General features: G+C 66.8%; 20 protein-coding genes. 12 read left to right on the top strand and 8 right to left on the bottom strand.

Going from position 1 to position 23,446, the window contains the following annotated elements; translation table 11 throughout:
• Nucleotides 1–3: 3 nt before the first annotated feature.
• A complete protein-coding gene (locus E4M01_RS12175; RefSeq protein WP_135063980.1) occupies nucleotides 4–393 on the bottom strand; it encodes a helix-turn-helix domain-containing protein in 390 nt (129 codons plus the stop codon).
• A gap of 621 nt (nucleotides 394–1,014) precedes the next feature.
• Between E4M01_RS12175 and E4M01_RS12170 the strand changes: the two genes are divergently transcribed.
• Nucleotides 1,015–3,090: a ParB/RepB/Spo0J family partition protein gene (locus E4M01_RS12170; RefSeq protein WP_135063977.1), complete on the top strand. Its 2,076-nt coding sequence runs from the start codon at nucleotides 1,015–1,017 to the stop codon at nucleotides 3,088–3,090.
• A 170-nt stretch (nucleotides 3,091–3,260) separates the two neighbouring features.
• Nucleotides 3,261–4,166 (top strand): HEPN domain-containing protein, encoded by a 906-nt coding sequence (locus E4M01_RS12165; RefSeq protein ID WP_135063974.1) that lies wholly within the window; start codon nucleotides 3,261–3,263, stop codon nucleotides 4,164–4,166.
• 686 nt (nucleotides 4,167–4,852) lie between these two features.
• On the opposite strand, the gene E4M01_RS12160 is transcribed toward E4M01_RS12165, so the two are convergent.
• Nucleotides 4,853–5,254 carry a metalloregulator ArsR/SmtB family transcription factor gene (locus tag E4M01_RS12160; protein ID WP_135063971.1) on the bottom strand — a complete coding sequence of 134 codons (402 nt, stop codon included), beginning with the start codon at nucleotides 5,252–5,254 and terminating at the stop codon, nucleotides 4,853–4,855.
• Entirely contained in the window at nucleotides 5,251–5,910 is a 660-nt protein-coding gene (locus tag E4M01_RS12155) for a peroxiredoxin (RefSeq protein ID WP_135063968.1), read from the bottom strand. Before E4M01_RS12155 ends, E4M01_RS12160 begins: the two co-directional genes overlap by 4 nt.
• A gap of 99 nt (nucleotides 5,911–6,009) precedes the next feature.
• On the opposite strand from E4M01_RS12155, the gene E4M01_RS12150 reads away from it, so the two are divergent.
• From E4M01_RS12150 to E4M01_RS12125, 6 genes are read left to right on the top strand one after another with little or no spacing between them, the layout of a single operon-like run.
• A complete protein-coding gene (locus tag E4M01_RS12150) occupies nucleotides 6,010–6,951 on the top strand; it encodes an MBL fold metallo-hydrolase (protein ID WP_135063965.1) in 942 nt (313 codons plus the stop codon).
• 12 nt (nucleotides 6,952–6,963) lie between these two features.
• Complete coding sequence (locus E4M01_RS12145; RefSeq protein ID WP_135063963.1) at nucleotides 6,964–7,398, top strand: YeeE/YedE family protein; 435 nt, start codon at nucleotides 6,964–6,966, stop codon at nucleotides 7,396–7,398.
• Entirely contained in the window at nucleotides 7,395–7,814 is a 420-nt protein-coding gene (locus tag E4M01_RS12140; protein WP_135063960.1) for a DUF6691 family protein, read from the top strand. Before E4M01_RS12145 ends, E4M01_RS12140 begins: the two co-directional genes overlap by 4 nt.
• Nucleotides 7,815–7,842: 28 nt before the next feature.
• Nucleotides 7,843–8,265, top strand: coding sequence for a TIGR01244 family sulfur transferase (locus tag E4M01_RS12135; protein WP_135063958.1), 423 nt, complete (start codon nucleotides 7,843–7,845; stop codon nucleotides 8,263–8,265).
• On the top strand, nucleotides 8,262–9,539 hold the full coding sequence (locus tag E4M01_RS12130) for an FAD/NAD(P)-binding oxidoreductase (protein ID WP_135063955.1): 1,278 nt from the start codon (nucleotides 8,262–8,264) through the stop codon (nucleotides 9,537–9,539). Before E4M01_RS12135 ends, E4M01_RS12130 begins: the two co-directional genes overlap by 4 nt.
• Before the next feature lie 7 nt (nucleotides 9,540–9,546).
• The gene (locus E4M01_RS12125; protein ID WP_135063952.1) at nucleotides 9,547–10,341 is read left to right on the top strand and encodes a sulfite exporter TauE/SafE family protein; all 795 of its coding nucleotides are present in this window, start codon (nucleotides 9,547–9,549) and stop codon (nucleotides 10,339–10,341) included.
• Between the two features lie 247 nt (nucleotides 10,342–10,588).
• On the opposite strand, the gene E4M01_RS12120 is transcribed toward E4M01_RS12125, so the two are convergent.
• Nucleotides 10,589–11,287, bottom strand: a complete 699-nt coding sequence (locus tag E4M01_RS12120; protein ID WP_135063949.1) for a hypothetical protein — start codon at nucleotides 11,285–11,287, stop codon at nucleotides 10,589–10,591.
• A gap of 102 nt (nucleotides 11,288–11,389) precedes the next feature.
• Complete coding sequence (locus tag E4M01_RS12115) at nucleotides 11,390–12,709, bottom strand: S8 family serine peptidase (protein WP_135063947.1); 1,320 nt, start codon at nucleotides 12,707–12,709, stop codon at nucleotides 11,390–11,392.
• Between the two features lie 104 nt (nucleotides 12,710–12,813).
• On the opposite strand from E4M01_RS12115, the gene E4M01_RS12110 reads away from it, so the two are divergent.
• The gene (locus E4M01_RS12110; protein WP_135063944.1) at nucleotides 12,814–13,320 is read left to right on the top strand and encodes an RNA polymerase sigma factor; all 507 of its coding nucleotides are present in this window, start codon (nucleotides 12,814–12,816) and stop codon (nucleotides 13,318–13,320) included.
• A complete protein-coding gene (locus E4M01_RS12105; RefSeq protein WP_135063941.1) occupies nucleotides 13,317–14,042 on the top strand; it encodes a hypothetical protein in 726 nt (241 codons plus the stop codon). Before E4M01_RS12110 ends, E4M01_RS12105 begins: the two co-directional genes overlap by 4 nt.
• A gap of 353 nt (nucleotides 14,043–14,395) precedes the next feature.
• On the opposite strand, the gene E4M01_RS12100 is transcribed toward E4M01_RS12105, so the two are convergent.
• Nucleotides 14,396–15,679 (bottom strand): sugar MFS transporter, encoded by a 1,284-nt coding sequence (locus E4M01_RS12100; RefSeq protein WP_135063938.1) that lies wholly within the window; start codon nucleotides 15,677–15,679, stop codon nucleotides 14,396–14,398.
• Between the two features lie 146 nt (nucleotides 15,680–15,825).
• A complete protein-coding gene (locus E4M01_RS12095) occupies nucleotides 15,826–18,633 on the bottom strand; it encodes a TonB-dependent receptor (protein WP_135063935.1) in 2,808 nt (935 codons plus the stop codon).
• 272 nt (nucleotides 18,634–18,905) lie between these two features.
• On the opposite strand from E4M01_RS12095, the gene E4M01_RS12090 reads away from it, so the two are divergent.
• Nucleotides 18,906–20,711: an alpha-amylase family glycosyl hydrolase gene (locus tag E4M01_RS12090; protein WP_167765397.1), complete on the top strand. Its 1,806-nt coding sequence runs from the start codon at nucleotides 18,906–18,908 to the stop codon at nucleotides 20,709–20,711.
• A complete protein-coding gene (locus E4M01_RS12085) occupies nucleotides 20,708–22,351 on the top strand; it encodes an alpha-glucosidase (protein WP_135063932.1) in 1,644 nt (547 codons plus the stop codon). Before E4M01_RS12090 ends, E4M01_RS12085 begins: the two co-directional genes overlap by 4 nt.
• Before the next feature lie 7 nt (nucleotides 22,352–22,358).
• Here E4M01_RS12085 and E4M01_RS12080 read toward each other — a convergent pair whose 3' ends face one another.
• The gene (locus tag E4M01_RS12080; RefSeq protein ID WP_209316120.1) at nucleotides 22,359–23,417 is read right to left on the bottom strand and encodes a LacI family DNA-binding transcriptional regulator; all 1,059 of its coding nucleotides are present in this window, start codon (nucleotides 23,415–23,417) and stop codon (nucleotides 22,359–22,361) included.
• Nucleotides 23,418–23,446: the final 29 nt, after the last annotated feature.

Below are 23,446 nucleotides of genomic sequence, written 5' to 3'. Positions count from 1 at the left end.
CCTTCAGGCTCCGGGATTACGGGCGCGATAGAGCGCCTGCGCCATCGCCAGGACCGCGCCTCGGTCTGCAGCGGGAAGGGCGCCGTACAATTGGGAGAGCTCATCTCCGCCCGGCAGGACGGTGATCCCGGCGTCTGGGCCAGGCTGGTTCAGCGCGTCCTGAGGGAAAAGGCTCATGACGGGCACATTCAGATGATTGGCGATGCGGGTGAGCATCGACGCCGAGATCCGGTTGGCGCCCCGCTCATACTTCTGGACCTGCTGAAAGGTGATCCCGATCGCCTTGGCCAGGGTGCTTTGGGTTTCACCACGCAGTTGACGGGCGGCGCGCACCGCCTCGCCAACGGCGATATCGATTGCGTCGGGCTTACGGCCCGTGTCGGCGCCGGTCATCGTCGGTCCTCGTCCTGAGGTTGCTCTACGGCAAAGATTAACGCCGCAGCCCCTGGCGTGGCTAGCCCTCGCGGACGGTCGATCGATCATTTCTACCAGGGTGGGCGGACAGCGCGCCAAAGGCGCGTCGACAAAACCTGAAGATGAGCCGCCGCCGGTCAGCGAGGCTAGGGGATCAGACCCTGTCGGGCGTCCTATCGAGCGCCGAGGCTGGCGGTCGGAATGCCAAGCCCCTGCCATGAGCACCTGGGCCGGCCGCGTGATTAGGCTTGAATGGTCGTAGCCCGTCCGCGTCGGATCGCTTCGGCGGTCAGCCGTGTCGAACTCATCAAACCATCGGCATGCCAAGGGGTGGCAGGCCGCCGCGCGGCGGCGGCAAGCGCTAAGGGCTCCGCCCTCGCGCGGGCCAGGGTCCGCGGCTTCGCCGCCGGATCGGCCGGTCTCCCCGGCCTTCCGCGCCGGACACGACGGGCCGGGAGCCGACAGAGACAAGGCTTGTGCAGGCCGGGTGATCCCCCTCCGGCCGATCCGCCCTGGCCCTTGCTACCCCGGTCTCGCCGACGGGCAGGGTTTCAGGCGCGCCTTTCGCGTGCCTGCAACCCTTGCCCAAAGGAGGCAGACATGACTGCTCAATCCACCCAAGCCCGTCCTTCGGCGGCGGCTGACGCCGCCGCTTCCGCCACGGACCAAGCGGCTGATCGGACGCCCCAGCACGGCGCGGAACTGTTCGTGCCGCTCAATCTGTTGAAGGCGTCGCCGCGCAATGCCCGCAAGGTGAAGCATTCCCCGGCGAGCCTCGAAGCGCTGGCCGCCTCGATCAAGGCCAAGGGGGTCTTGCAGCCGCCCGTGGTCGAGATCGAGCGGGGCGAGGATGGCGGGGCGACCGGCAAATACCTCGTGACCATAGGGGAGGGGCGCCGCCTCGCTCTGCGGATGCTGGTCAAGCGCAAGGTCCTCAAGCGGAACCATCCGGTGCGGGTGACGGTCGACACCGAAAACGACGCCCATGAAATCAGCCTCGACGAGAACGTCACCCGCGAGGCCATGCATCCCGCCGATCAGTTCGAAGCTTTCAAGAGGCTCTCCGACGAGCGGGGCTATGGCGCCGAAGAGATCGGCGCTCGGTTCGGGGTGACCGCGACGGTGGTGCGTCAGCGGCTGCGGCTGGGGGCGGCGGCGCCAACACTCATGGCGGCCTATCGGGACGGGACGCTGACGCTGGACCAGCTCATGGCGTTTTGCGTGAGCCCCGATCAGGATCGGCAACGCCAAGTGTTCGAGCAGTTGGGCGACTACCGTCCGGTCCACGCCATCCGCCGCGCCATGACCGAGACCAAGGTGCGGGCCGACGATCCGCGCGCCCGCTTCGTCGGCGTCGAGGTCTATGAGGCCGAAGGCGGCGCCGTCCTGCGGGACCTGTTCACCGAAGACGGGGCAGGCTGGCTGGAAGACCCCGCGCTTCTGGACCGTCTGGCAGCCGACAAACTGTCCGACCTGGCTCAGGACGTCCTCAAGCGGGAGGGCTGGAAATGGGCCGAGGCCGGATCGGACTATCAGGACGCCGTCGGGCTTGGCCGGGTCTATCCCGCTGAGGTCATCCGCCCCGAAGCCGACGCGGCCGAGATCGCGGCCCTGTCCGAGGAGTACGACCGACTGATCTCCGCGACGGATTCCGCCGAGGCCCTGCCGCCCGAGGTGGACGCCCGGCTTGAAGAGATCGATAAGGCCCTCCAAGCCTTCGGCCCGGACTTCGACTATCCCACCGAGGTCAAGGCGCGGGCCGGGGTCATGGTCCTGCCGGGCCACGACGGCCTGGCCCGCTTCGAACGCGGTCTGGTGCGGCCCGAGGATGTTGTTGAGGCGCGGCGTCCCGATCCTGAGGTTCCGGGAGGGGTCGGCGCCGACGACCCTGCGGAAACGGGTGCGTCCCCGACTTCGCAGCCGGAAGCGGACGAGGGCCTGTCGCCTCTGTCGGATCGTCTGGTGATCGATCTGACGGCCCATCGCACCATGGGGCTGCGCGACGCGGTTCAGGCCGATGCGACTCTCGCCCTGACGGCGGTGGTCCATGCGCTGGTGCTCCAGGTCTTCTATCCGCCGTGGGGGACGTGGACGCCCCTGCAACTGCGGTTGAGCGTGACCGGGCTGGAGCGGCTGGCGCCCGGCGTCGGGGACAGCCCGGCCGGGCGGCGCGTGGCCGAGCGGCTGCAAGCGTGGGGCGCGCGTCTCCCGCAGGAGGCGGCGGACCTGTGGCCCGCCCTTGAGGCCATGGCGCCGTCGGAGCTTTTGGACCTTCTGGCCTGCTGCGCGGGCGCGAGCCTCTATGCCGTGCGCGATCCCCATGACCGCAAGCCCGAGGCGCTCGCCCATGCCGAGACCCTGGCGACGGCCACCGGGCTGGACATGACCGTCACCTGGACCGCCACCGCCGCCAGCTATTTTTCGCGGGTGTCCAAGGCGCGGATGCTTCAGGCCGTGACCGAGGCGACCACCGCAGAGGACGCCGCGCGGATCGCCGGGCTGAAGAAGGGCGATATGGCCGAGGCCGCCGAGCGGCTGGTCGAGGGCAGGGGCTGGCTGCCGCCGGTCCTGCGGACCCGCCCGGCGCCTGACGCGGCGCCAGCGACCGTGGTGGCGGAAGGCGAGGGTGCGTCGCCGCCACCGGAGGACGACGCCTACGCCTTCGCCGCCGAATAAGCTGCGGAGCTTTTCAAACTGGCCGCGCGCCCATGGGGGCGCGCGGCTCCCTTGTCTGGCGCCGCCCTTGGCGGCGAAGATGGGAGGAGCAGGGCTGACTACACCCATGGGCGAATGGCCCCAGCGGGTTAAGCCTTGCCGTGTGGGATCGTATCGCGGAGACTCCCGTCATGAAGAAGAGCCTCGATCATCTGCCGGCCCGCAAACAGGCCGAACTCCGTCAGGTGGTCGAGACCGTGCGCGCGGCCTTCGAAGAGGCCGTCTCCACCCGGCGCGCCGACCGGCTCAAGAATGGCAAGATCCTCAAGATCATCCTCTATGGCAGCTATGCCCGAGGTGACTGGGTCCACGATCCGGTCGGACGGTATTTCTCGGACTTCCTGCTGATCGTGGTCGACCACGAGGACCTGACCGATGGCGAGTTCTGGTACGAGGCCGAGAACCGCACCATGCCGGTCGGCCCGGATATCCGCACCCCCGTCAGCCTGATCGTCCATTCGCTCGACGACGTGAACGAGCAACTGGATCGCGGACGCTACTTCTTCGCCGATATCGTGCGCGAAGGCGTGCTGCTCTACGACACGCCGGGGGTAAGGCTGCACAAGCCCGCCGACCTAAAGGCGCGGGTCGCTCTGGAAGAGGCGGAGCGGCACTATGAGAAGTGGATGGCGAGTGCGGCGGGCTTCCAGAAAGTTTCAGCCTACTGTGCGGCTGATGAAGAGCCAAACCTAGCAGCTTTCAACCTGCACCAGGCTGCGGAGCATCTGTATCACGCGGTGCTGCTGGTCGTGACCCTCTACAGCGGCAAAGCTCACAACCTTGCCTTCCTGCGGAAAAAGGCTGAGGCCATCGACGCGCATTTGGCCGATGCCTGGCCGAGAGACACCAAGTTCGAAAGGCGCTGTTTTGAGCTGCTTCGAGAGGCCTATGTCAAAGCGCGCTATTCGGAGCATTACAGGATCAGCGATGAAGAGCTGACATGGCTGGCGACGCGCGTAGCAGAACTTCGAACGCTCGTAGATGATCTGTGCAAGCGCCGCCTGGCGGAGCTTCGACTAGCCGCGATTGACGGTTAGGCCCAAAGCGGCCCCGCCGGCGATGGGTCGTTACGAGGTGCTACTCTGCGCCAACACCGGACATTGGTGCAGCGGCGGGAACTGGACCTTCGGTCCAGGGCCCACTGAAGGACCGCTCCCGAACAGTGGCGGACACTTGCTGAAATCGATAGGCCTCATACAGTCCGGCAATATTTAGGGGTGAGCGATGATCGTTTTGACACTGGCTTTGGCGGTTCTAGCCCAAACCGATCCACTGGACGCCGTTACGGCGGCCCCGGAGAACCATGTGGTCATCCTTGAGAATGACGATGTTCGCGTCTTGCAGGTCACTGTCATGCCTGGCCAGACCGAGCCGCCGCATGTTCACCGGTGGCCGAGCGTCATGCACATTGAGCACGCTCAACCCCTTACGGATATCATCTACGAAATGCGAGACGGGGCTCTTGTCGAGGTTCGCCGTATCCGACTCCCAGAGGGGCCGCCGCCTCTAGCCTTAGGGTTTTCGCCGGAAGGCCCGCACGCGATCCATAACGGCGGCACTGAGGCGTTTCGGGCTCTCCGCATCGAAGTCAAGCAATAGAACGACCGTCCGCTTTACACCCTTAGCAGCTATCGGGGCTCGGCCGTCATCCAAGCGTCGACTATGCGCCAACAGGAGATTTAGGCAAGGTGGCTACAGCGGGCATTTTGTAACGCCCGTCAGCCTAGGGCGCGACCCTGGCGAAGTGCGCCTTGTCTCCAGATGTTCGGTCGGGCCGCGCCGTGGGGGCAACGCCTGTCGCAACGGCCTGGGGATCGCCGCAGAAAATCTCATACAGCATCGCCATGACCGCCTCAGCCCGCTCGTCCGCGATGGAATAGAAGATCGACCGAGACTGGCGCCGCGTCTTGACCAGGCCGAACTGGCGAAGTTCCGCCAGCTGCTGGGACAGCGCCGGCTGCCGGATCCCGAGGTCCGCTTCCAACTGGCCGACGGATTTCTCTTCCTTGGCGATATGGCAGAGGATCATCAGCCGGTTGGGATTGGCGAGTTGGCGCAGGAGTTCAGCCGCCTGGGGAGCCATCTCCCTGAGCTGTTCCATGCCTCTCAGGCTGGGGCCTGTCATGGATGCCGCTCACGGTAATACCAGGACGCCGCGTCATCGCCGTTGGCCAGCGCGGCATCCAGCGTGGTGGCGGCCGATTCCAGCAGGACGCCGCCAGGCGTCCAGCCGGCGGGTGTGGAGGCCCGCTCCCGATCGGATGTCTGCAGCGCAGAGACCAGGCGCAACAGCTCTTCCACCGAACGGCCGATGTTCATCGGGTACCAGCTGATGGCCCGAACGACGCCGTCTGGATCGATGACGAAGGTTGCGCGCACCGTGGCGCTGTCACCGGAGCCTGCGTCGACCATGCCGTAGGCCTGGCCGATCGCCATTGAGGGGTCCTCAATGATCGGAAATGTGACCGTGACGCCAAACCGCCGGTGGATGTCGGTCAGCCAGGCGAGGTGGGAATAAAGGCTGTCCACCGAGAGGGCCATGAGATCGCAGCTGATCGCGGCAAACGCGTCGGCCTGGCGCGCCAGGGCGACGAACTCGCTTGTGCAGACGGGCGTGAAATCCGCCGGATGCGAAAATAGCACGAGCCAGCGCCCACGGTAGTCGCTCAGCCTCTTCTCGCCCTGTGTGGTGCGCGCAGAGAAATCGGGTGCCACGTCATTGATGCGAAGCGGGCCTTGGACGGTAGGCGGCGAAGAGGTGAAGGGGTCGGGCGCAGTCATGGAGTGATCCTAGTGCTGGACAAGCCGATGCGCCATGTCGCCCACATATATTTACACACATTACGATAATGTATATGTCTTAGCGCCAAGGAGATTTGCATGTCCGCTTTCACCGATGATCCCACCCTGGAACACGCCACAGCGATTGTGCGCACTGCGCTCGAAGACCAAGCGCAGCGGCCTATCGTTCACTCGTTCTTTGACGAAGCGACCTTCACCGTCAGCCATGTCGTCAGAGATCCGAGCTCCGATGCCTGCGCCATCATTGACAGCGTGCTGGACTATGACGCCGCAGCTGGGCGCACGGCTCACGCCTCCGCCGACGCCGTTATTGATTACGTGAAGTCTGAAGGTTTGACGGTGCAGTGGTTGCTGGAGACCCACGCCCACGCCGACCACCTGTCAGCGGCGCCCTACCTTCAGGAGGAGCTGGGCGGCCAACTGGCCATCGGCCATGAAATCATCACGGTGCAGGAGGCCTTCGGAAAGATTTTCAACGAGGGGACCGACTTCCGCCGCGACGGCAGCCAGTTCGACCAGCTGTTCAACGACGGCGACCGGTTCGAGATCGGTGGATTGAAGGCCACGGTCCTGCACGTGCCGGGCCACACTCCGGCGTGCTTGGCCTATGTCGTCGGCGACGCCGTCTTTCCCGGCGACACTATGTTCATGCCCGATTACGGCACCGCCCGATGCGACTTTCCGGGCGGAGACGCCCGAACGCTGTATCGCTCGATTCATCGGCTCACCGCCCTGCCGGACGAGGCGCGGGTATTCCTGTGCCACGACTACAAGGCGCCGCCGGGCCGCACCGAGTTCGCCTGGGAGACCACCATCGGCGCCCAGCGCACCGGCAACATCCATATCCGCGATGGCGTCACCGAAGACGAGTTCGTGGCCATGCGCACCCAGCGCGACGCCACCCTGTCCATGCCCAAGCTGATCCTGCCCTCGGTGCAGGTGAACATGAATGGCGGGCGCCCGCCCGAGCCTGAGGACAATGGGGTGCGCTACCTCAAGGTCCCGCTCAACGCGATCTGAGTCGAGCCCCCCATGCTTGAGCCCCTCCCCTTCATGTGGCCGCTGGCCGGCGGCCTGCTGGTCGGTCTGTCCGCCGGTCTCTATCTGTTGCTGAATGGGCGCGTGGCCGGAATCTCTGGCCTCACCGTCGCGGCGACCGGCCTGTCGAAAGGCGCCCCGCGCACTCTGGGCCTGCTTTTCATCGCCGGCCTGCTGGGCGGCGCGGCCCTGGCTTCGGCTCTGATCCGCCGACCTGAGGTGCAGATCACCTCGGACATCTGGCTGCTGGTGCTGGGCGGGCTGATCGTCGGCTTCGGCACCCGCTGGGGCTCGGGCTGCACCAGCGGCCACGGCGTCTGCGGCCTGGCCCGCCTGTCGCCCCGCTCCATCGTGGCCACCGGCGTCTTCATGGCGGTCGCGGCGCTCACCGTCTTCATCACCCACCACCTGCTGGGAGGTCTGGCATGAACCGGCTGATCGTCGCTGGCGTATGCGGCCTGCTATTCGGCGCCGGCATGGTGGTGTCGGACATGATCAACCCGGCCCGCGTCCTGGCCTTTCTGGACGTGACCGGCGCCTGGGACCCCTCGCTGGCCTTCGTCATGGGCGGGGCGCTGATTCCCTCCGCCATCGCTTATCTGATCCGCCGGCGCATGGATGCTCCGGTCGCGGCCGAGACCTTTCATGTCCCCGAGGGCCGGACCATCGACACCCCTCTCGTCGGCGGGGCCGTCCTGTTCGGCCTGGGCTGGGGGCTGGTCGGCCTGTGCCCCGGCCCGGCGCTGGCGGCGCTGACGACCGGCGCCTGGCAGGCCTTTGTCTTCGTCGGTGCCCTGATCGCCGGCATGGCGCTGTTCCGCCTGACGCTCGACCGGACGACCTGACCAAAGCAAGACCTAGGGAGAAACAGCCATGGATATCCGCTCGCTGGATGAGGCCCTATCCGCCTCGCCGCAGATCACGCCGGAAGACCTGCCCGCCATCGCGGCTCAGGGTTTCCGATCGGTCATCTCCAACCGACCTGATGGCGAGGAACCCGGCCAGCCCAGCGCCGAAGATATGCGCCAGGCCGCCGAGGCCGCAGGCCTGACGTTCGCCCATGTCCCCGTGGTGGGCGGCGCCATCTCGAACCAGGATATCGCTGACTTCCAGGATGCCCTGGCCAAGCTGCCCAAGCCCGTCTTCGGCTACTGCCGCACCGGCACGCGCACCACTACCCTGTGGGCCTTGGCCAAGGCCGGGGCCGCCAGCCCCGACGAGTTGATCGCCCGCGCCAGGACCGCCGGCTACGACCTCGCTGCCCTGCGCCCCCGCCTGGAAGGCGCTGCGTCATGAGCGCCCAGCACGCCCCTCTGGAGTCCTGCGACGTCCTGATCGTCGGCGGCGGCTCAGCCGGCATCGCCACGGCCGCCAGCCTGCTGCGTCGCCGGCCCGGCCTTGATGTCCGCATCGTCGAGCCGTCCGAGCAGCACTTCTATCAACCCGGCTGGACCATGGTCGGCGCGGGGGTCTTCAAGCCCCAACGCACCCGGCGTCGGACCGAGGATCTGATCCCGCATGGCGCCCAATGGGTGCGCGGCGCGGTCGCCGCCTTCGACCCGGCGCATGACCGCGTCGAACTGACCGACGGGCGCTGGATCGGTTACCGCATGCTGGTTGCCGCGCCAGGTCTCAAGCTGGATTGGGCCGCCATCCCTGGCCTGGCCGATACCTTGGGCCGCAACAACGTCACCTCCAACTACGGCTATGAGACCGCGCCCTACACCTGGCGGCTGGTCCAGGCGATGGACAGCGGACGGGCCATCTTCACCCAGCCGCCCATGCCGATCAAATGCGCGGGCGCCCCGCAGAAGGCCATGTACCTGTCCGCTGATCACTGGCGGGGTAATGGCCGCGACGACATCGAGATCGAATTCCACAACGCCGGGCCGGTGTTGTTCGGGGTCAAGGATTACGTCCCGGCCCTGATGGAGTACGTCCAGAAGTATCGCATCGATCTGAACTTCGGCTCGAAACTCGTCGCCGTGGACGGCCCGGCGCAGATCGCGACCTTTTCCGTGACCGGCCCCGACGGCGAGACGCGTCAGGTCAGGCGCGAATTCGATTTCCTCCACGTCTGCCCCCCGCAAACTGCCCAGGACTTCGTGCGCAATAGCCCCTTGGCCGCAGAGAGCGGCTGGATCGAGGTGGACGACGCCACCCTGCGCCATAAACGGTTCGAAAACGTCTTTGGCCTGGGCGACGCCTGCTCGGCACCCAACGCCAAGACAGCGGCCGCGGCCCGCAAACAGGCCCCCGTCGTCGCCGAGAACGTGCTGTCGCTGCTGGATGGCCGGCCGATGCGCGCTGTCTACGACGGCTACGGCTCCTGCCCGCTGACCGTCGAGCGAGGAAAGATCGTGCTGGCCGAATTCGGCTATGGCGGGAAGCTGCTGCCCAGCTTCCCGAAATGGCTGCTGGACGGCACGCGGCCGACACGTTTTGCTTGGCGGCTCAAGTCCGAGGCCCTGCCGGAAATCTACTGGTCGGCCATGCTCAAGGGCCGTGAGTGGATGGCGAGCCCGCAGCACGTCGACCCCTCCAGCCTCCCCCAACCCGGCCGAGCCTAAGCCGATCATGGACCTTTCGCCGTTTCAGTATGCCCTGGGCGCCGGCGCCGGCTCTCTCGTCGGCTTCTCGCTGGGGCTAGTGGGCGGCGGGGGGTCCATCCTCGCCGTGCCGCTGATCGTCTATCTGGTGGGGGTGAAAGAGCCACACCTGGCGATCGGCACCAGCGCATTCGCCGTGGCCGCCAACGCCTTCGCCAATCTGTTAAACCACGCCCGCCATGGGACGGTGAAATGGAGGATCGCCGGCGTTTTCGCTTTGGCCGGCGTGATCGGTGCGCTGCTGGGCTCCACGCTGGGCAAGGCGGTGGATGGACAGAAGTTGCTGGCCCTGTTCGCGGTCCTGATGCTCGTGGTCGGCGTGCTGATGCTGAGAGGGCGCGGGGCTGGCGGCGATCCCGGCGTGACCCTATCCGCCCGAAACGCACACAAGCTGGTCGGCACGGGCGCAGCCACCGGCATGCTGTCCGGCTTCTTCGGCATTGGCGGCGGCTTCCTGATTGTGCCGAGCCTGATGGTCTCGACCGGCATGCCCATCTACTACGCCGTGGGGTCGTCCCTCGTCGGCGTGACCGCCTTCGGCCTGACAACCGCCTTCAACTACGCGCTGGACGGCTGGGTCGACTGGCCGCTGGCCGCCGTCTTCATCGGCGGAGGCGTCCTGGGCGGCTTGCTGGGCGCGCGCCTGGCCAAATCCCTGTCGGACCGTAAGGGCGCGCTCAACACCGTCTTCGCCGCCCTGATCTTCGTGGTGGCCTTTTACATGCTCTACCGCAGCGTCGGGGCGCTCGGTCTGCTGGGGTGAAGCTGGGCTCTTCGTGTCTTGCGCTAGGCATAGGTTAGAACGTCGCCAATGCGCCAGCAGCGGACATTGGCGCTCGATCGATAAGCTGACGTTGGACCAAGAATGGGTCGAGGCCTGCGGAGCGTCGAAGGCTTTACGGCGCGATCCATCCAGCGAGCTAAGGCTGACTGGCCGACAGAAAGTCAGCCCCGCCAGCGAACTGGCGGGGCTGTTCGGGCCGGTGTCGGCCTAGACGTTGGCTTTGGGGTCAGCGGGGACGTTGAGCTGAGCCCGAGGCTTGGCCGGAACCTTGTCCGCTGAGGCCGATCGAGGCGCCGTCACGCGAGGCCGAAGCCGAAGCGCCCGCTGATCCCGAACCGGACCCCGAGCCCTGGACGGCGCCGGTGCCCGTGCTCGGGCTGGCGCCTTGGGCCGTCCCGGCGGCCGAGCCCGAAGCCGAACCATCGGCCGAGCCGCTGACGCCGTCCGGATTGGCCGAAAGGCCGCTGTTCAATGCGCCGGACGCCGTGCCCTGGCCCTGACCGGCGACCGAGCCCGACAGGCTGTCGACGGTCGAGGTTGCGCCGTTCACCGCACCTGAGGCGGCGTCAGAGGCCATGCCTTGCGCCTGACCGGCGGTGGATTGAATGCGTTGCTGAGCCTGGGCGGCTCGCCGCTCGGCGCGTTCCCGAGCAACGGCGGCTCGACGTTCCGCCCTGGCCGCGGCGCGGCTGGCGCGATCGGTCGTATTGCTCAAGGTTTCGCCGACCCGCGGCGTGTTCACGCCGCCGTTCAGCGCGCCGCCGGCCGTGCCGCCGAGATTGCCGCCAAGCGACTGGCCCGAGCCGGTAAGGCCGCCGGTAAGGCCGCCCGTCAGACCGCCGCTACCGCCCAAGACCTGAGCCTGAGCGCCGCCCGCCACGGCCAGGGTGGCGACGGCGGCGGTGATGATGAGAGCGTTGCGCATGGGTGTCTCCTGCAGATTTGACGAAGCGGTTGGTCCGCTCCTGCAGTGTCCAACGCCGGGTCGACGCCGTTTCATCCCGACGCGGCGAAAAAAGCTTTCGCCCTATCGCGACAGACGTCCGCGCGCGCCGACGGCGGCGGGCGCGACGCGCAGGTCGGCGCCGATCAGGCCACCGCCGTAGACTGGATCAAAGCCTGGCGCGCCGAGGTCGAGAGCCTGGCGGCTCAGAGCTTCCGGCGAGCCGCCGCGCGCCAGCAAGCCGGCGACTAGAGGGGCTGCGAACGACGCGCCCCGCACTACGACCCAGCGGCCGTTCACGGCGGCGGCCGCCATGTCCGATCCCGGTGCGACGAAATCGACGTGATGTCCGCGCCCGGCCTCGGGCAGGATACGGTCGCGTCGATCCACGGGGGCGACAGCGATCACGCCGGCGTAGGCGGCGGGATACAGCGGCGGGGCGGCGGGGCCGTCATTGCCGACGGCGGCGACGATCTGAACGCCGCGCGCCCGCGCCTGGGCCACGGCGCGCTCGACCAGGGCGTTGCGGGGACCGACGAGGCTGACGTTGATCACCCGCGCGCCATCGCCAACCAGCCAGGCCAGGGCTCGGGCCAGAGCCGTGGACGAGCCCCCGGCCGCCGATCCGCCATAGACATCGGCCACGCGCAGACCCGCGCCGGGAGCCGCGCCCTGAAAGGCGCCCGCTCGTCCGACCATCAGAGAGGCCACGGCCGTGCCGTGGTCGGCCGGCCGCGTCGCGCCCGAGAAACCGCGCTGAACAATATCCATGCCCACGAACGCGGGATGACGCGCATCAACACCCGTGTCGATCAAACCGAGCGCAGCCGCACGATTCTGACGCTGCCCTGCGGCTGCCGGTGCGAGGCCTGCATCGACGGTCTCGATCGACAGTCCAGACGGCGCATGGACGTGGTTGAACGCGACCTCGGCCTCAGGTGCGAGACGACGCAGTCGATCGACCGCACGGGCCAGGGGTTCGCGACGCGGCGGCGCCAGCACCACGGTTTCGAGATCCAGGTCTTCCAGCCGTTCACGGCGGAGGACGACAAACCCATCCGCCTCAGCCCGCGTCAGGCTCTGGGGCGTTGGATCAAGCATGACGATCTCGCCCGCCACCGCCGGATAGCCCTGCGGATCCGCGACCAGTGCGCCGCGGGAACGCCCCACCAGGTCGCGCAGGGATGCGGGGGCGACGAGTGCTTGAGCCGCACGACGCTCGAGCGCAGGGACGGTCTGGTCCACGACGCCGAGCGCGCGGCCGGGCTCGACCGGCAGGGTCGGCAGGCCTATCGGAGGCAGACCGCTCGGCAGAACCTGCGCCGCCGCCGCCCCGCTCAAGCCCAAGCTCGAGACGGCTAATGCGACAGTGACGAGCAGGCGGACGGTGATCGGGCGAGTCATGCGGTCTCCATTGGCGGGTCCGACAAAATGCGCTTTGCGCGAACCGGGCAAGGGATGAAACGTTCGAGCCCGGTCGTTTCATCCTGCATGACAGAGAATCGCCCTTGGACGCCTTTCAGACCGAACTGGTCCAGTTGCTGCCCCGGCTGCGACGCCTGGCGCGCGTCTTCGTCCGCTCGGACGCCGACGCTCAGGATTTGGTCCAGGAGACGGTCGAGCGCGCCTTGGCCAAACGCAGGAGCTTCAGGCCCGGCACGCGGCTGGACAGCTGGGTCTTCACCATCATGAGACGGATCCACATCGATCATCATCGCGCCAAGGGCCGTTGGGGTATGGTGGTGACGCCGGAGACCGAGGCTACCGCGCGTGTCGCCGATCTACGCCAGGCCGACGAAGCGACGCGGGTTGAGGCCCTGACGGCGCGCGCGGCGATGGACGCCATGCCCGAGGAGCAGCGCCTAGCCGTGGCTCTGGTGCTGATCGACGGCCTGTCCTACGCCGAGGCCGCGCGGGTGCTGGAGGTGCCCGAAGGCACCCTGACCAGCCGTCTGGTGCGCGGCCGGCAGGCCCTGGCGCGGGCGCTGGAGCCGCAAGAGGAGGCCGGACGATGATCGACGACGAAACCCTGATGCGCCGAGCCGACGGTCAGCTGGACGTCAAAGCCGCCGCCGAGGTGGATCGCGCGGCGGCAGCCGATCCCGAGGTGGCGAACCGGCTGGCGGTGTTCGCCGGTCAGTCGGCGGCCCTGCGTCAGGCCTGGCCGATCGAGGCCGATCCGCGTGATGAGGCCGTGGCGCGGCTGATCGCGGGCGAGGCGAAGGTCAAGGCGGCGGATGGCTGGGTGGCGGAGCTGTTCCGGCCACGCACTGTAGCGACCTGGGGCGGGCTGGCGACGGCCTGCTTTCTGGGCGGACTGGTGGTCGGCGGCGTGATGGATCGAGGCGCGCCAGGGCTGGCTCTGGGCAAAGACGGTCGATTGGCCGACGCGGGGCTGGTGCGGGTGCTGGATCAGCGACTGGCCTCAGAGGGTCTGGACGATCAGGGCCGCGCGGTCGGACTGAGCTTTCAGACCGCGGACGGCGACTGGTGCCGCACCTTCGCCTCCGAGGGTCTGGCCGGTCTGGCCTGCCGACAGGACGGCGACTGGCGGCTCCGCGCCGCCGCGCCGGTGATGGCCGGAGGCGAAGTGCGTCAAGCGTCCTCAGACATCCCCGGCCCGGTGCTGGCGGCCGTGGATGAAGCCTTGGCAGGCAGCGTCGCAGATGCCGTCTCTGAACGTGCAGCACGTGATGGCGGCTGGTCATCGCCCATATCACCCTCGGCTAAACGATAGCGGGCGAGCATCAAGCAGCAGTTCGCCTATCCGCCGCTCGTACATCGCGGTGAGGACCGGCTCGTCTCCCTCATCACGCCGCATCGCCTTGAATGCGCGCTGGCTCGCCCTGAATGCGGCGCGATCTTTAGAGAGAGCCGAGGCGCGCTAATATGCGACCGCGAGGTTACGATCCAGAACCGACAGGTCTGGCAGCTTGGAGTCGACTGCGCAGTCGAACATGGCCAGATCGCGCACTCTCTTGCGACCTTCAGCCGCTGGCGGATTGCCCAGATGTGCTTGTGCGTCAGCGGTGCCTCAAGCGCCCCGTGTTCCATGGACGTTTTTGCCTGAACCCCTACATTTGGGGTGGATCAGTGCGGAGTGACAACAACTTCATCCGGTTGCGCCCTAGCCTGGGTGCGCGCACAGGCGACGGCGAAGAGGGTGAGGGCGATGTAGCCCGCCAGCGGCACGAAGAAGGCGGGCGTGACGCTGCCGAACTCGTCGGCGATGCGGCCCGCGATCCAGGGCAGGACCGCCCCGCCGATAATGCCGAACACCAAAAGGCCTGAGGTCGCAGAGGCAGGCGCGCTGGAGCGCTCCAGCGTCAGGGTGAAGATGGTCGGGAACATGATGGAGTTGAACAGGCCGATGCCCAGAGCGGCATAGGCGGCGGTGGCGCCGCTGGTCTGGGTGACCACCAGGGCCATTGTCGCCGCGCCGATGGTGCAGACCGACAGAAGCACCCCGGCGCGCACCCGCGTCAGCAGGGCGCTGCCGATGAAGCGGCCGACCATTGCGCATCCCCAGTAGATGCCGACCATGTGGCCGGCCTGGTGCTCCTGGATGCCCAGGATGTTCCCTTCGCTGAGGAAGGGGATCAGCAGGCCGCCGATGGCGACCTCCGAGCCCACATAGACGAAGATCGCCAGCGCGCCGAACACGGCCCAACGCGAGCGGAAGGCGGCGAACGGCGACACCACCTCGACCGGCGAGTCGGCGACCGAGGCATCGATCCGCTTGCGCGCCGTCCAGATGAAGACGGCGACCAGGGCGAAGAAGGCGGCCACGGCCAGGAAGGCGAAATCGATCGACCGGAGCGACTCGCCGCGCGTCGCCGATGTGACCACCGCATCGGCGGCGAAGACGCCGCCGGTCAAGAGGATGCTGGCGCCGATGATCGGTCCAAGCGTGGTGCCCAACGAGTTGAAGGCCTGGGAAAAGGTCAGGCGAAAGTGCGCGCTCTTGCGCGACCCCAGCGCCGCAGACAGCGGATTGGCCGCGACCTGCAGCAGGGTCACGCCCGAAGCGATCACGAACAAGGCCAGCAGCACGCCGGCGTAGACATCGGCGATTGTGGCCAAAGGCACGATGATGCAGCCCACGACCATGGTCGCCAGAGCGGCGATGATGGACCGGCTGTAGCCCAGGCGCGACAGAATCCATGCCGCGGGAAGTGACGCGACGCCGTAGGCGATGAACCAGGCAGAGGCCGTCAGCATCGCCTCGGCCAGGCTGAGGTCGAACACGCGCCGCACCGCCGCGATCAGGGGATCGATCAGCGAGGTGACAAAGCCCCAGGCGAAGAACAGGCTGGTCACATAGGCGAACGCCAGGCCCGTGCCACGGCGACCGGCGGTCTGGATCTGACTCATGGATCGCTCCCAAATGCCGCAAGGCGGGTGTGCGTTGTTGTGTTGATCAACCCTAGCCGACAGGTACTGAGGCGGCGACGGCGCAGCTGCGGGTGAATGTCGCCGAACGAGACGCGGGCCGCGTCCGAGGACGCGACCCTGTCAGCTCAGAAGCGATAGTTCAGCCCGACCGCGAAGGTGCGACCATACGACTGGTAGTCGATGGTGCGGCGCTCATCGCCATTTTCGAAGGTTTTGAACGGCTCATCGGTCAGGTTGTTGACCTGAGCCAGGATCGACAGACCCTGCAGCGGGCCGGAGGGGAAATCGTAGCCGATCTGGGCGTCGACCACTGTCTCGGCCGCGACGGATCGCAGCGTGCGTCCGTTGCCAAAGCCGGCGACCTCGCCGAGATAGTCCGAGCGATAGCGGGCCGACACCCGCGCCTGGAAGCCCGCGCGCTCGAAGTACAGGGTGCCGTTCATCACCGTTTCGGACAGGCCGGGCATGGCGGTCGGCGGATTGGCCGGATCGGGCTGGACCTCGCTGTCGGTGGCCGAGGCGCTGAACAGTCCGCCGAAGCCTTCCAGAGCCGGGTGAAAGATGTCGAACGGCGCCGAAATCGCGAACTCGACGCCTTTGATCCAGCCGCCCTGACCATTCTCAGGCGTGGAGATGATCCCCTCGTTGATCACCGGAACGACGCCGCCGGTCGGGTAGCCGGTGAAGTCGAAAATCCGGTTGGACGTGTAAACGTAGCTCTCGAGATCCCGGTAGAAGCCGGCGAGCGAAATGTATCCGCGCCGATTGGCGAAGTACTTCTCGAACGACAGGTCGGCCACGTTGGCGATGAAGGGCATCAACTCGGGATTGCCGCCGCCGCCGCCCCACGGCGAGTTCTGCTCGGGCGTGGCGTTCTCGTTGTTGTTGCCGGGGTTGAACGAGAAGTTCCGGCCGGCGCGCATATCGTCCATCCGCGGCCGGGCCAGGGTGCGCGAAAGCGACAAACGAGCCAGAAGGTCCGGCCTGACCTCGACGATGAAGTTCGAGCTGGGCAGGATCTCCAGATACCGAGCGCCGCCGGTGATCTGCTCCACCGCAGCCACGCCTGCACTGATCTGCTGAGCCTCGAAGCCACGGCCTTCCTGGTCGGTGTGGACGAACTGCATGCCGACATTGCCGGTCAGCGGCAGGCCGAACAGGGTGTGCTCGATGTTGGCGCGCACATAGGCCGTGGTGACCTTCTCGACGACGTCCCAGTTGCCCGCCGCCACATCCGCATTGGGATTCCGGATCAGGTTGAGCGCGCCGCTGTTGACCAGAGCCAGGGCGTCGTAGCTCAGCACCTGCGAGATGCCGAGATAGCCGAGGTCCGTCGGGTCCAGCAGAAACTGCGTCGGCACGGCCAGATCGCCGCCGCCGGGCACGCCCAGATAGAACTGGTCGTTGACGAAGGTCTTGCTGCGCTCGGCGTAGTTTACGCCGTAGTCCAACGAGCTGAAGGGCGACTGATGCAGCTCGCGCCGCGCGGTCAGCCGAACAGCCTTGATCTCGTCCTCGATCGAGGGCGTGTTCATATAGCCGGCCTGGCCTTCGGGTATCACGTCACCGCCCCAGCCCTGAGGGCTGGTCAGCCGAATCAGGTTCGGATCGGCGTAGTCGAGCTGGCTGGTGAAACGGGTCACGCCGTCGCCGGTCAGTTCGAAGCCCAGGGTGTCGAGCGCGCCGTTGATGTTCCGCCCTGTTCCGGCGTTAGTCTCCAGGATCAGATCGTTGCGCTCGACCTTGGAGTAGTTGAGGTCGAGACCGAAGCTCCAGTTTTCGTTTGCGTAGAACTGAGTGTTCCATCCCAGCGCCGTGATGGTGCTGTCACGCTTGTTCAGGTCGTTGCGGACCACGCCCTTGATGTTGTCCCACGTCCCCGCGACGATCAGGCCGTCTTCGACGGTGTAGCCGGGCCGCAGCGACGGGCCAGGGCGGCAGACGTTCGGTGTGGCGACATTGCCCACGGAATCGCAGTCACCGGCCGAACCGCCCCAGGCCAGGGGGAACTCGATCCCGCGCAGAACCTGGGTGTTCTTGAACTCGGAGTAGAAGGCGTCCAGCGTGGTGTGGAAGCGGTCGTTGGGCCGCCATTCCAGAACGCCCATATAGCCGTCGCGCTCAAGCTCGGACGACATGACATAGGGCTTCACGCCGCCGGTGATCAGGTTGCCGTCGCTGTAGTTGGGGTAACCCCAGGCGTTGAAGCGCTCGGACTGGTACGGCGAGCTCATGTGGGCGTAGCCCAGCGCCACGCCGATCGTGTCGTCCGCGAACTGATCGATGTAGGATAGGGTGAAGCGATCGCCCTGGGCCGTGGTGCCCGAGTTCAGGGCGCCGATATCGTTCCACTCGTGACGATAGTTCACCGCCATGGCGCGGCGGCCATAGCTGAGCGGGCGCACGGTCCGCAGATCCACGGTGCCCGCCAGGCCCTGGCCGACAAGGGCTGCGTCCGGCGTCTTGTAGACGACGACGCTGCCCAGCAGCTCGGAGGGGAACTGGTCGAACTCGACGCCGCGATTGTCGCCGGTAGTCACCAGCTCGCGGCCATTCAACAGGGCGGTGGTGAAATCGGGGCCCAGGCCGCGGATCGAGATGGACTGGCTGCGGCCATCCAGACGCTGAGAGGTCAGACCCGGCAGACGCGCCAGGGATTCAGCGATGGACACGTCAGGAAGCTTGCCGATGTCCTCGGCGGAGATGACCTCGACGATCGAGGTGTTGTCCGCCTTGGCGGAAATCGACGCCTCGATCGAGCGCCGGATGCCGGTGACGACGATCTCTTCGACCTGAACGACGGGCTGATCAGCCTGCGTTTGGGTATCGGGGGCGGATTGGGCCTGGGCGGCGCCCGCCATCAGCAGGCTTGTCGCGATCCACGCGGCTCCGCCGGTCATCAGGCGCGCACGGCGGCTGTATGCAGTGAACATCTCGTCCTCCCTTGTCGCCGCCCTCTGACGAAGCGGTCGTTCGCAAATCTATGCAAACATCTTGGAAGGTTGCAAGCCGTTAATGGTGCGGACCAAAAGATGTCGCTCGCGCGCACTAACAACACCCGTGATATTGCAGTGCGGAAGGGGCGCTGAAGCCTGGCTTGCCGTGACATTCGAGGGTTGACACCCGAAACCCTCACTGCAAAAACTTGCAAATCGACTGGCTCGGCACGCATCGAACCAGCACCCAGGAGGAGGATCACCCCATGATGGCTTCAGCAGCAGCGCGCCTTGCCATGGCGACAGCGGCGGCCGCCATGGCGTCGTCGGTCCTGGCGCAGTCCCCTGACCAGACGTTTCGCCAGCGGCCTCCGCAGGATGAGGTCATCTATTTCCTGCTGCCCGACCGCTTCGCCAACGGCGACGCCGACAACGACGACGGAGGCTATGGCCCCGACCCGCAGGTGAGCGGATTCGACCCCGCCAACCCCGAATTCTATCATGGCGGCGACCTGGCCGGCGTGATCCAACAGCTGGACTATATTCAGGGACTGGGGGCGACGGCCGTGTGGCTGGCCCCTGTCTTCAAGAACAAGCCCGTCCAGCCGACCGTCGGCCGACTAATGGCCGGGGCGCATGGCTACTGGATCACCGACTTCACCCGGCCCGACCCTCATTTCGGCGAGTCCGAAACCATGAAGGCCCTGGTCGAAGCGGCCCACGCACGGGGCATGAAGGTCTATCTGGACATCGTCACGAACCATACGGCCGACGTGATCCAATATCGCGAGTGCTCGACCGGCGAGTGCGTCTATCGCTCGGTGGCGGACTATCCTTGGACACGGCGCGGCGGGGTGGATGGCGCGCCGATCAACGAAGGGTTTCGAGGCGACGGCGGGGCCGAGGACTTTGCGCGCCTGACTGAGCCTACCTGGGCCTACACGCCCTATGTGCCGGCGGGCGAGGAGGACGTGAAGGTCCCCGCCTGGCTGAACGATCCGCGACTCTATCACAATCGCGGCGACTCGACCTTCCGCGGCGAGAGCTCGACCTTCGGCGACTTCGCCGGTCTGGACGATCTGTTCACCGAGAACCCGCGCGTGGTTCAGGGCATGATCGAGATCTTCGGCGACTGGATTGACGAATACGGCGTCGATGGCTTCCGCATCGACACCGCCAAGCACGTAAACCCGGAGTTCTGGCAGGCGTTCGTCCCCGCCATGCTGGAGCGGGCCAGGGCGCGCGGCATCCCGAACTTCCATATCTTCGGCGAGGTCTATGACCACGACCCGGCTGTCCTGGCCCGCCACACCCGTGTCGACGGCCTGCCCGCCGTGCTCGACTTCGCCTTCCAGTCGGTCGCCACCGACGTCGCCAACGGGGTCAAGGCGCCCGATGCCCTGCAACGGCTGTTCGACGCCGACGCCCTTTACGAGGGCGGGGCCGAGGCGGCGCTGCAACTGCCGACCTTCCTCGGCAATCATGACATGGGCCGCATCGGAAGCTTTGTGCTCAAGGCGCATCCGAACCCGGACGATGACGAACTGCTGGCCCGCACCACGCTAGCCCATGCGCTGATGATGTTCAGCCGCGGCGTCCCGACGCTTTATTACGGCGACGAGCAGGGCTTCGCCGGCGAAGGCGGCTATGGCGGCGCGCGCCAGGATATGTGGGAAAGCCAGGTCGAGGCCTATCGCAGCGAGCGCCGCATCGGCGGGGCGCGCGCGCCCTATGATCGCGATGCCCCGCTGTATCGCCGCATCGCCGAGATGGCCCGCCTGCGCGCCGACAACCCGGCCCTTCGCGGCGGCCTGCAGATCGGCCGCGCGGCCGCCGAGGCGCCGGGCCTGTTCGCCTTCAGCCGACGTCTGGACGATCAGCCGGGCGAAACCCTGGTCCTGTTCAACACCGGCGTCACGCCGCTTACGGCCAATGTCTCGGTCGACCCGGCCTCACAGCGCTGGACCGCCAGCCGCGGCGCCTGCCCGGCCGCTTCGGCCGCACCCGGCGTGGTGCGCGTCACCCTGGCCCCGCTTGATTACATGGTCTGCGTTTCGGAAAGCCCCGCTCAGTGACACTTGCGACCCTCTCCGTCGTTCCCGGGCCGCAGCATCGCCAGGCCGCCGACACGCACCAGCAATGGTGGCGCGGCGCGGTCCTCTATCAGGTCTATCCGCGCAGCTTTTCAGACAGCAACGGCGACGGAATCGGCGATCTGAACGGGGTGACGGCACACCTCGAGTACATCGCTTCGCTGGGCGTCGATGGCGTATGGATATCGCCCTTCTACACCTCGCCGATGAAGGACTTCGGCTATGACGTCGCGGACTATTGCGACGTCGATCCCATCTTCGGCACGCTGGCGGACTTCGACCGGCTGGTGGACAAGGCGCACGGCCTGGGCCTCAAGATCATCGTCGATCAGGTGTGGTCGCATACATCGAGCCAGCACGAGTGGTTCAAGGCCAGCCGGCTCGACCGGACCAACGCCTACAGCGATTGGTACGTCTGGGCTGACGCACGTCCCGACGGCTCACCGCCCAACAACTGGCAATCCGTCTTCGGCGGTCCGGCATGGACTTGGGATGCACGTCGCGGCCAGTACTACATGCACAACTTCCTGCCCGAGCAGCCGCAGCTTAACGGCCACAATCCGGCGGTGCAGGACGCCCTGCTGGCGGCTGGGCGGTTCTGGCTTGATCGCGGCGTGGACGGCTTCCGTCTGGACGCCATCAACTTCTCGATGCACGATCCGAAGCTGAAAGATAATCCCGCCCTTCCGCCGGGCGGAAAGCGCACGCGGCCCTTCGACTTTCAGGACAAGATCCACAACCAGTCGCATCCCGACATCGCCGACTTCCTAGCGCGCGTTCGCCAACTCACCGACTCCTATCCGGGCGACCGCTTCACCGTGGCCGAGGTCGGCGGCGATCACGCCGAGCGCGAGATGGCCGAATACACGGCTCATGATCGCCGCCTGCACAGCGCCTATGGGTTCCTCTATCTGTACGCGGGCCGTATGGCGGGCGAACTGGTGCGCAAGGGAGCCGCAATGTGGCCGGGCGCCCAGGGTGAAGGCTGGCCCTCCTGGACCTTTTCAAACCACGATGCGCCGCGCGCCATTTCCCGCTGGGCCGAGGGCCGTGATCCGCGCGCTCTGGCCGAGATGCTGATGCTGCTGCTGGTTTCGCTGCGCGGCAACGTCTTCGTCTATTACGGCGAGGAGTTGGGCCTGCCGCAGGGCGAGGTTCCGTTCGAGCGGCTCGTGGACCCTGAAGCCATCGCCAACTGGCCGGAGACTTTGGGCCGCGACGGCGCACGCACCCCCATGCCGTGGAGCGCCGACGCGCCCTTTGCGGGTTTCTCGGACGTCGAGCCGTGGCTGCCGGTCGACGATCGGCACGTCGCGCTGGCGGTCGACCAGCAGGACGCCGATCCCGGCTCGATGCTGAACGCCACGCGCCGCATCCTGGCGCTGAGGCACGCCTACAGCGCCCTGCGGCTGGGCGACATGACAGTGCAGTCGGTAGACCCCGTTCTGGTTTTCACCCGCGAAGACAGCGGCGAGCGCATGTTGGCGGCTTTCAACCTGACGCATGAGGAACAGCGCTGGTCGGCGCCGATCGGCTATAGACGGGTCGATGCGGTCAACGCCGGCTCAACCTCCGACGTCCTGCCGCCCCTCGGCGCTGTTTTGATGAAGTGGGACGGCTGAGGTGGGATCAGCCGCCGCAGCTTTCGCGAACGATCAGCTCGGTGGGCACCCGCTCGGAGCGGCCGACGGTGTCGCCGCCATTGTCCAGCAGCTTGGAGACCAGAAGCCGGCCGGCCTTCATCGTGTCCTGGGCGATGGTGGACAAGGCGGGGCTGCTGTAGCGGCTGAAGGGGACGTTATCGAAGCCGATGACCGACACGTCGCCGGGGACCGAACGGCCGGCGTGCTTCAAAGCCCGGACGGCCCCAAGCGCGATCTGGTCGCTGGCGCACACCACGCCGTCAAACGCGACGCCGCGTCGGATCAGCGCCTCGATCGAGGCTTCGGCCGACTCCACCTCGAAATGGGCGTCCACGATCAGCGCCGGATCAATGCCGGCCTTCAGCTCTCCGAGAGCATCCAGATAGCCTCTGTGCCGCTGCATCGCCTCGGGCGGGTCGAGATCGCCCAGAAAGACGATGCGCTTGCGACCCAGCCGAGCGAGATGAAGCGTAGCCCGACGGCCGCCGTTGATGTTGTCGGATCCGATCGAGCAATACTGCTGGTCTGGCAGCTCGGCGCCCCAGACCACGAAGCGCGCTTCCGTGTCGACCATCCGGTTGAAGGCCGCATGAAGCGTGCTCTGTCCCAGGAAGATCACGCCATCCGCGCGGCTGGTCGTCATGGCCGCCGCGACATCCTCGTACGTGGCAGGGGCCAGATGGCTCATGATCAGGTCGCAGCCGCGCTCTCGGGCCGCCTCGCCCACGCCGGCGAGAAGCTCCAGAAAGAACGGGTCGCTCAGACGGCCTTCCCGTCCCTGCGGACGAGGAACCACCAAGGCGATCGTCGCCTCGGCGCCGATCGGACCCGCAGGCATGTATCGACGAAACGGGTAGTCATGCTCGCGCGCCAGCTTCCAGATAATCTGTTTGGTGCGGTCGTTGACGGCGGGGTGGTCGTTCAGCGCGCGCGACGCCGTGGAGATCGAGACGCCCGCCAGAAGGGCGATGTCTTCCAGACGTGTGGGTTTGCGACTCACGGTGGCAACGCTCCAGAACCAATCGTTGCAAAATTTGCTGCAAATCTTGCTCTTTCATGCGCCTGCTCGAATGC

The organism is Brevundimonas sp. MF30-B, assembly GCF_004683885.1.
Lineage (GTDB): Bacteria > Pseudomonadota > Alphaproteobacteria > Caulobacterales > Caulobacteraceae > Brevundimonas.
This window is presented reverse-complemented; position numbering and strand designations above follow the sequence as displayed.

Bases quoted from the DNA above. Each gene is read 5' to 3' on its own strand.
- E4M01_RS12175 (WP_135063980.1), bottom strand. From the start codon at position 393: ATGACCGGCGCCGACACGGGCCGTAAGCCCGACGCAATCGATATCGCC.
- E4M01_RS12145 (WP_135063963.1), top strand. From the start codon at position 6,964: ATGCTTGAGCCCCTCCCCTTCATGTGGCCGCTGGCCGGCGGCCTGCTG.
- E4M01_RS12100 (WP_135063938.1), bottom strand. From the start codon at position 15,679: ATGAGTCAGATCCAGACCGCCGGTCGCCGTGGCACGGGCCTGGCGTTC.
- E4M01_RS12135 (WP_135063958.1), top strand. From the start codon at position 7,843: ATGGATATCCGCTCGCTGGATGAGGCCCTATCCGCCTCGCCGCAGATC.
- E4M01_RS12120 (WP_135063949.1), bottom strand. From the start codon at position 11,287: ATGCGCAACGCTCTCATCATCACCGCCGCCGTCGCCACCCTGGCCGTG.
- E4M01_RS12115 (WP_135063947.1), bottom strand. From the start codon at position 12,709: ATGACTCGCCCGATCACCGTCCGCCTGCTCGTCACTGTCGCATTAGCC.
- E4M01_RS12160 (WP_135063971.1), bottom strand. From the start codon at position 5,254: ATGACAGGCCCCAGCCTGAGAGGCATGGAACAGCTCAGGGAGATGGCT.
- E4M01_RS12130 (WP_135063955.1), top strand. From the start codon at position 8,262: ATGAGCGCCCAGCACGCCCCTCTGGAGTCCTGCGACGTCCTGATCGTC.
- E4M01_RS12095 (WP_135063935.1), bottom strand. From the start codon at position 18,633: ATGTTCACTGCATACAGCCGCCGTGCGCGCCTGATGACCGGCGGAGCC.
- E4M01_RS12105 (WP_135063941.1), top strand. From the start codon at position 13,317: ATGATCGACGACGAAACCCTGATGCGCCGAGCCGACGGTCAGCTGGAC.
- E4M01_RS12155 (WP_135063968.1), bottom strand. From the start codon at position 5,910: ATGACTGCGCCCGACCCCTTCACCTCTTCGCCGCCTACCGTCCAAGGC.
- E4M01_RS12090 (WP_167765397.1), top strand. From the start codon at position 18,906: ATGGCTTCAGCAGCAGCGCGCCTTGCCATGGCGACAGCGGCGGCCGCC.
- E4M01_RS12170 (WP_135063977.1), top strand. From the start codon at position 1,015: ATGACTGCTCAATCCACCCAAGCCCGTCCTTCGGCGGCGGCTGACGCC.
- E4M01_RS12150 (WP_135063965.1), top strand. From the start codon at position 6,010: ATGTCCGCTTTCACCGATGATCCCACCCTGGAACACGCCACAGCGATT.
- E4M01_RS12140 (WP_135063960.1), top strand. From the start codon at position 7,395: ATGAACCGGCTGATCGTCGCTGGCGTATGCGGCCTGCTATTCGGCGCC.
- E4M01_RS12165 (WP_135063974.1), top strand. From the start codon at position 3,261: ATGAAGAAGAGCCTCGATCATCTGCCGGCCCGCAAACAGGCCGAACTC.
- E4M01_RS12125 (WP_135063952.1), top strand. From the start codon at position 9,547: ATGGACCTTTCGCCGTTTCAGTATGCCCTGGGCGCCGGCGCCGGCTCT.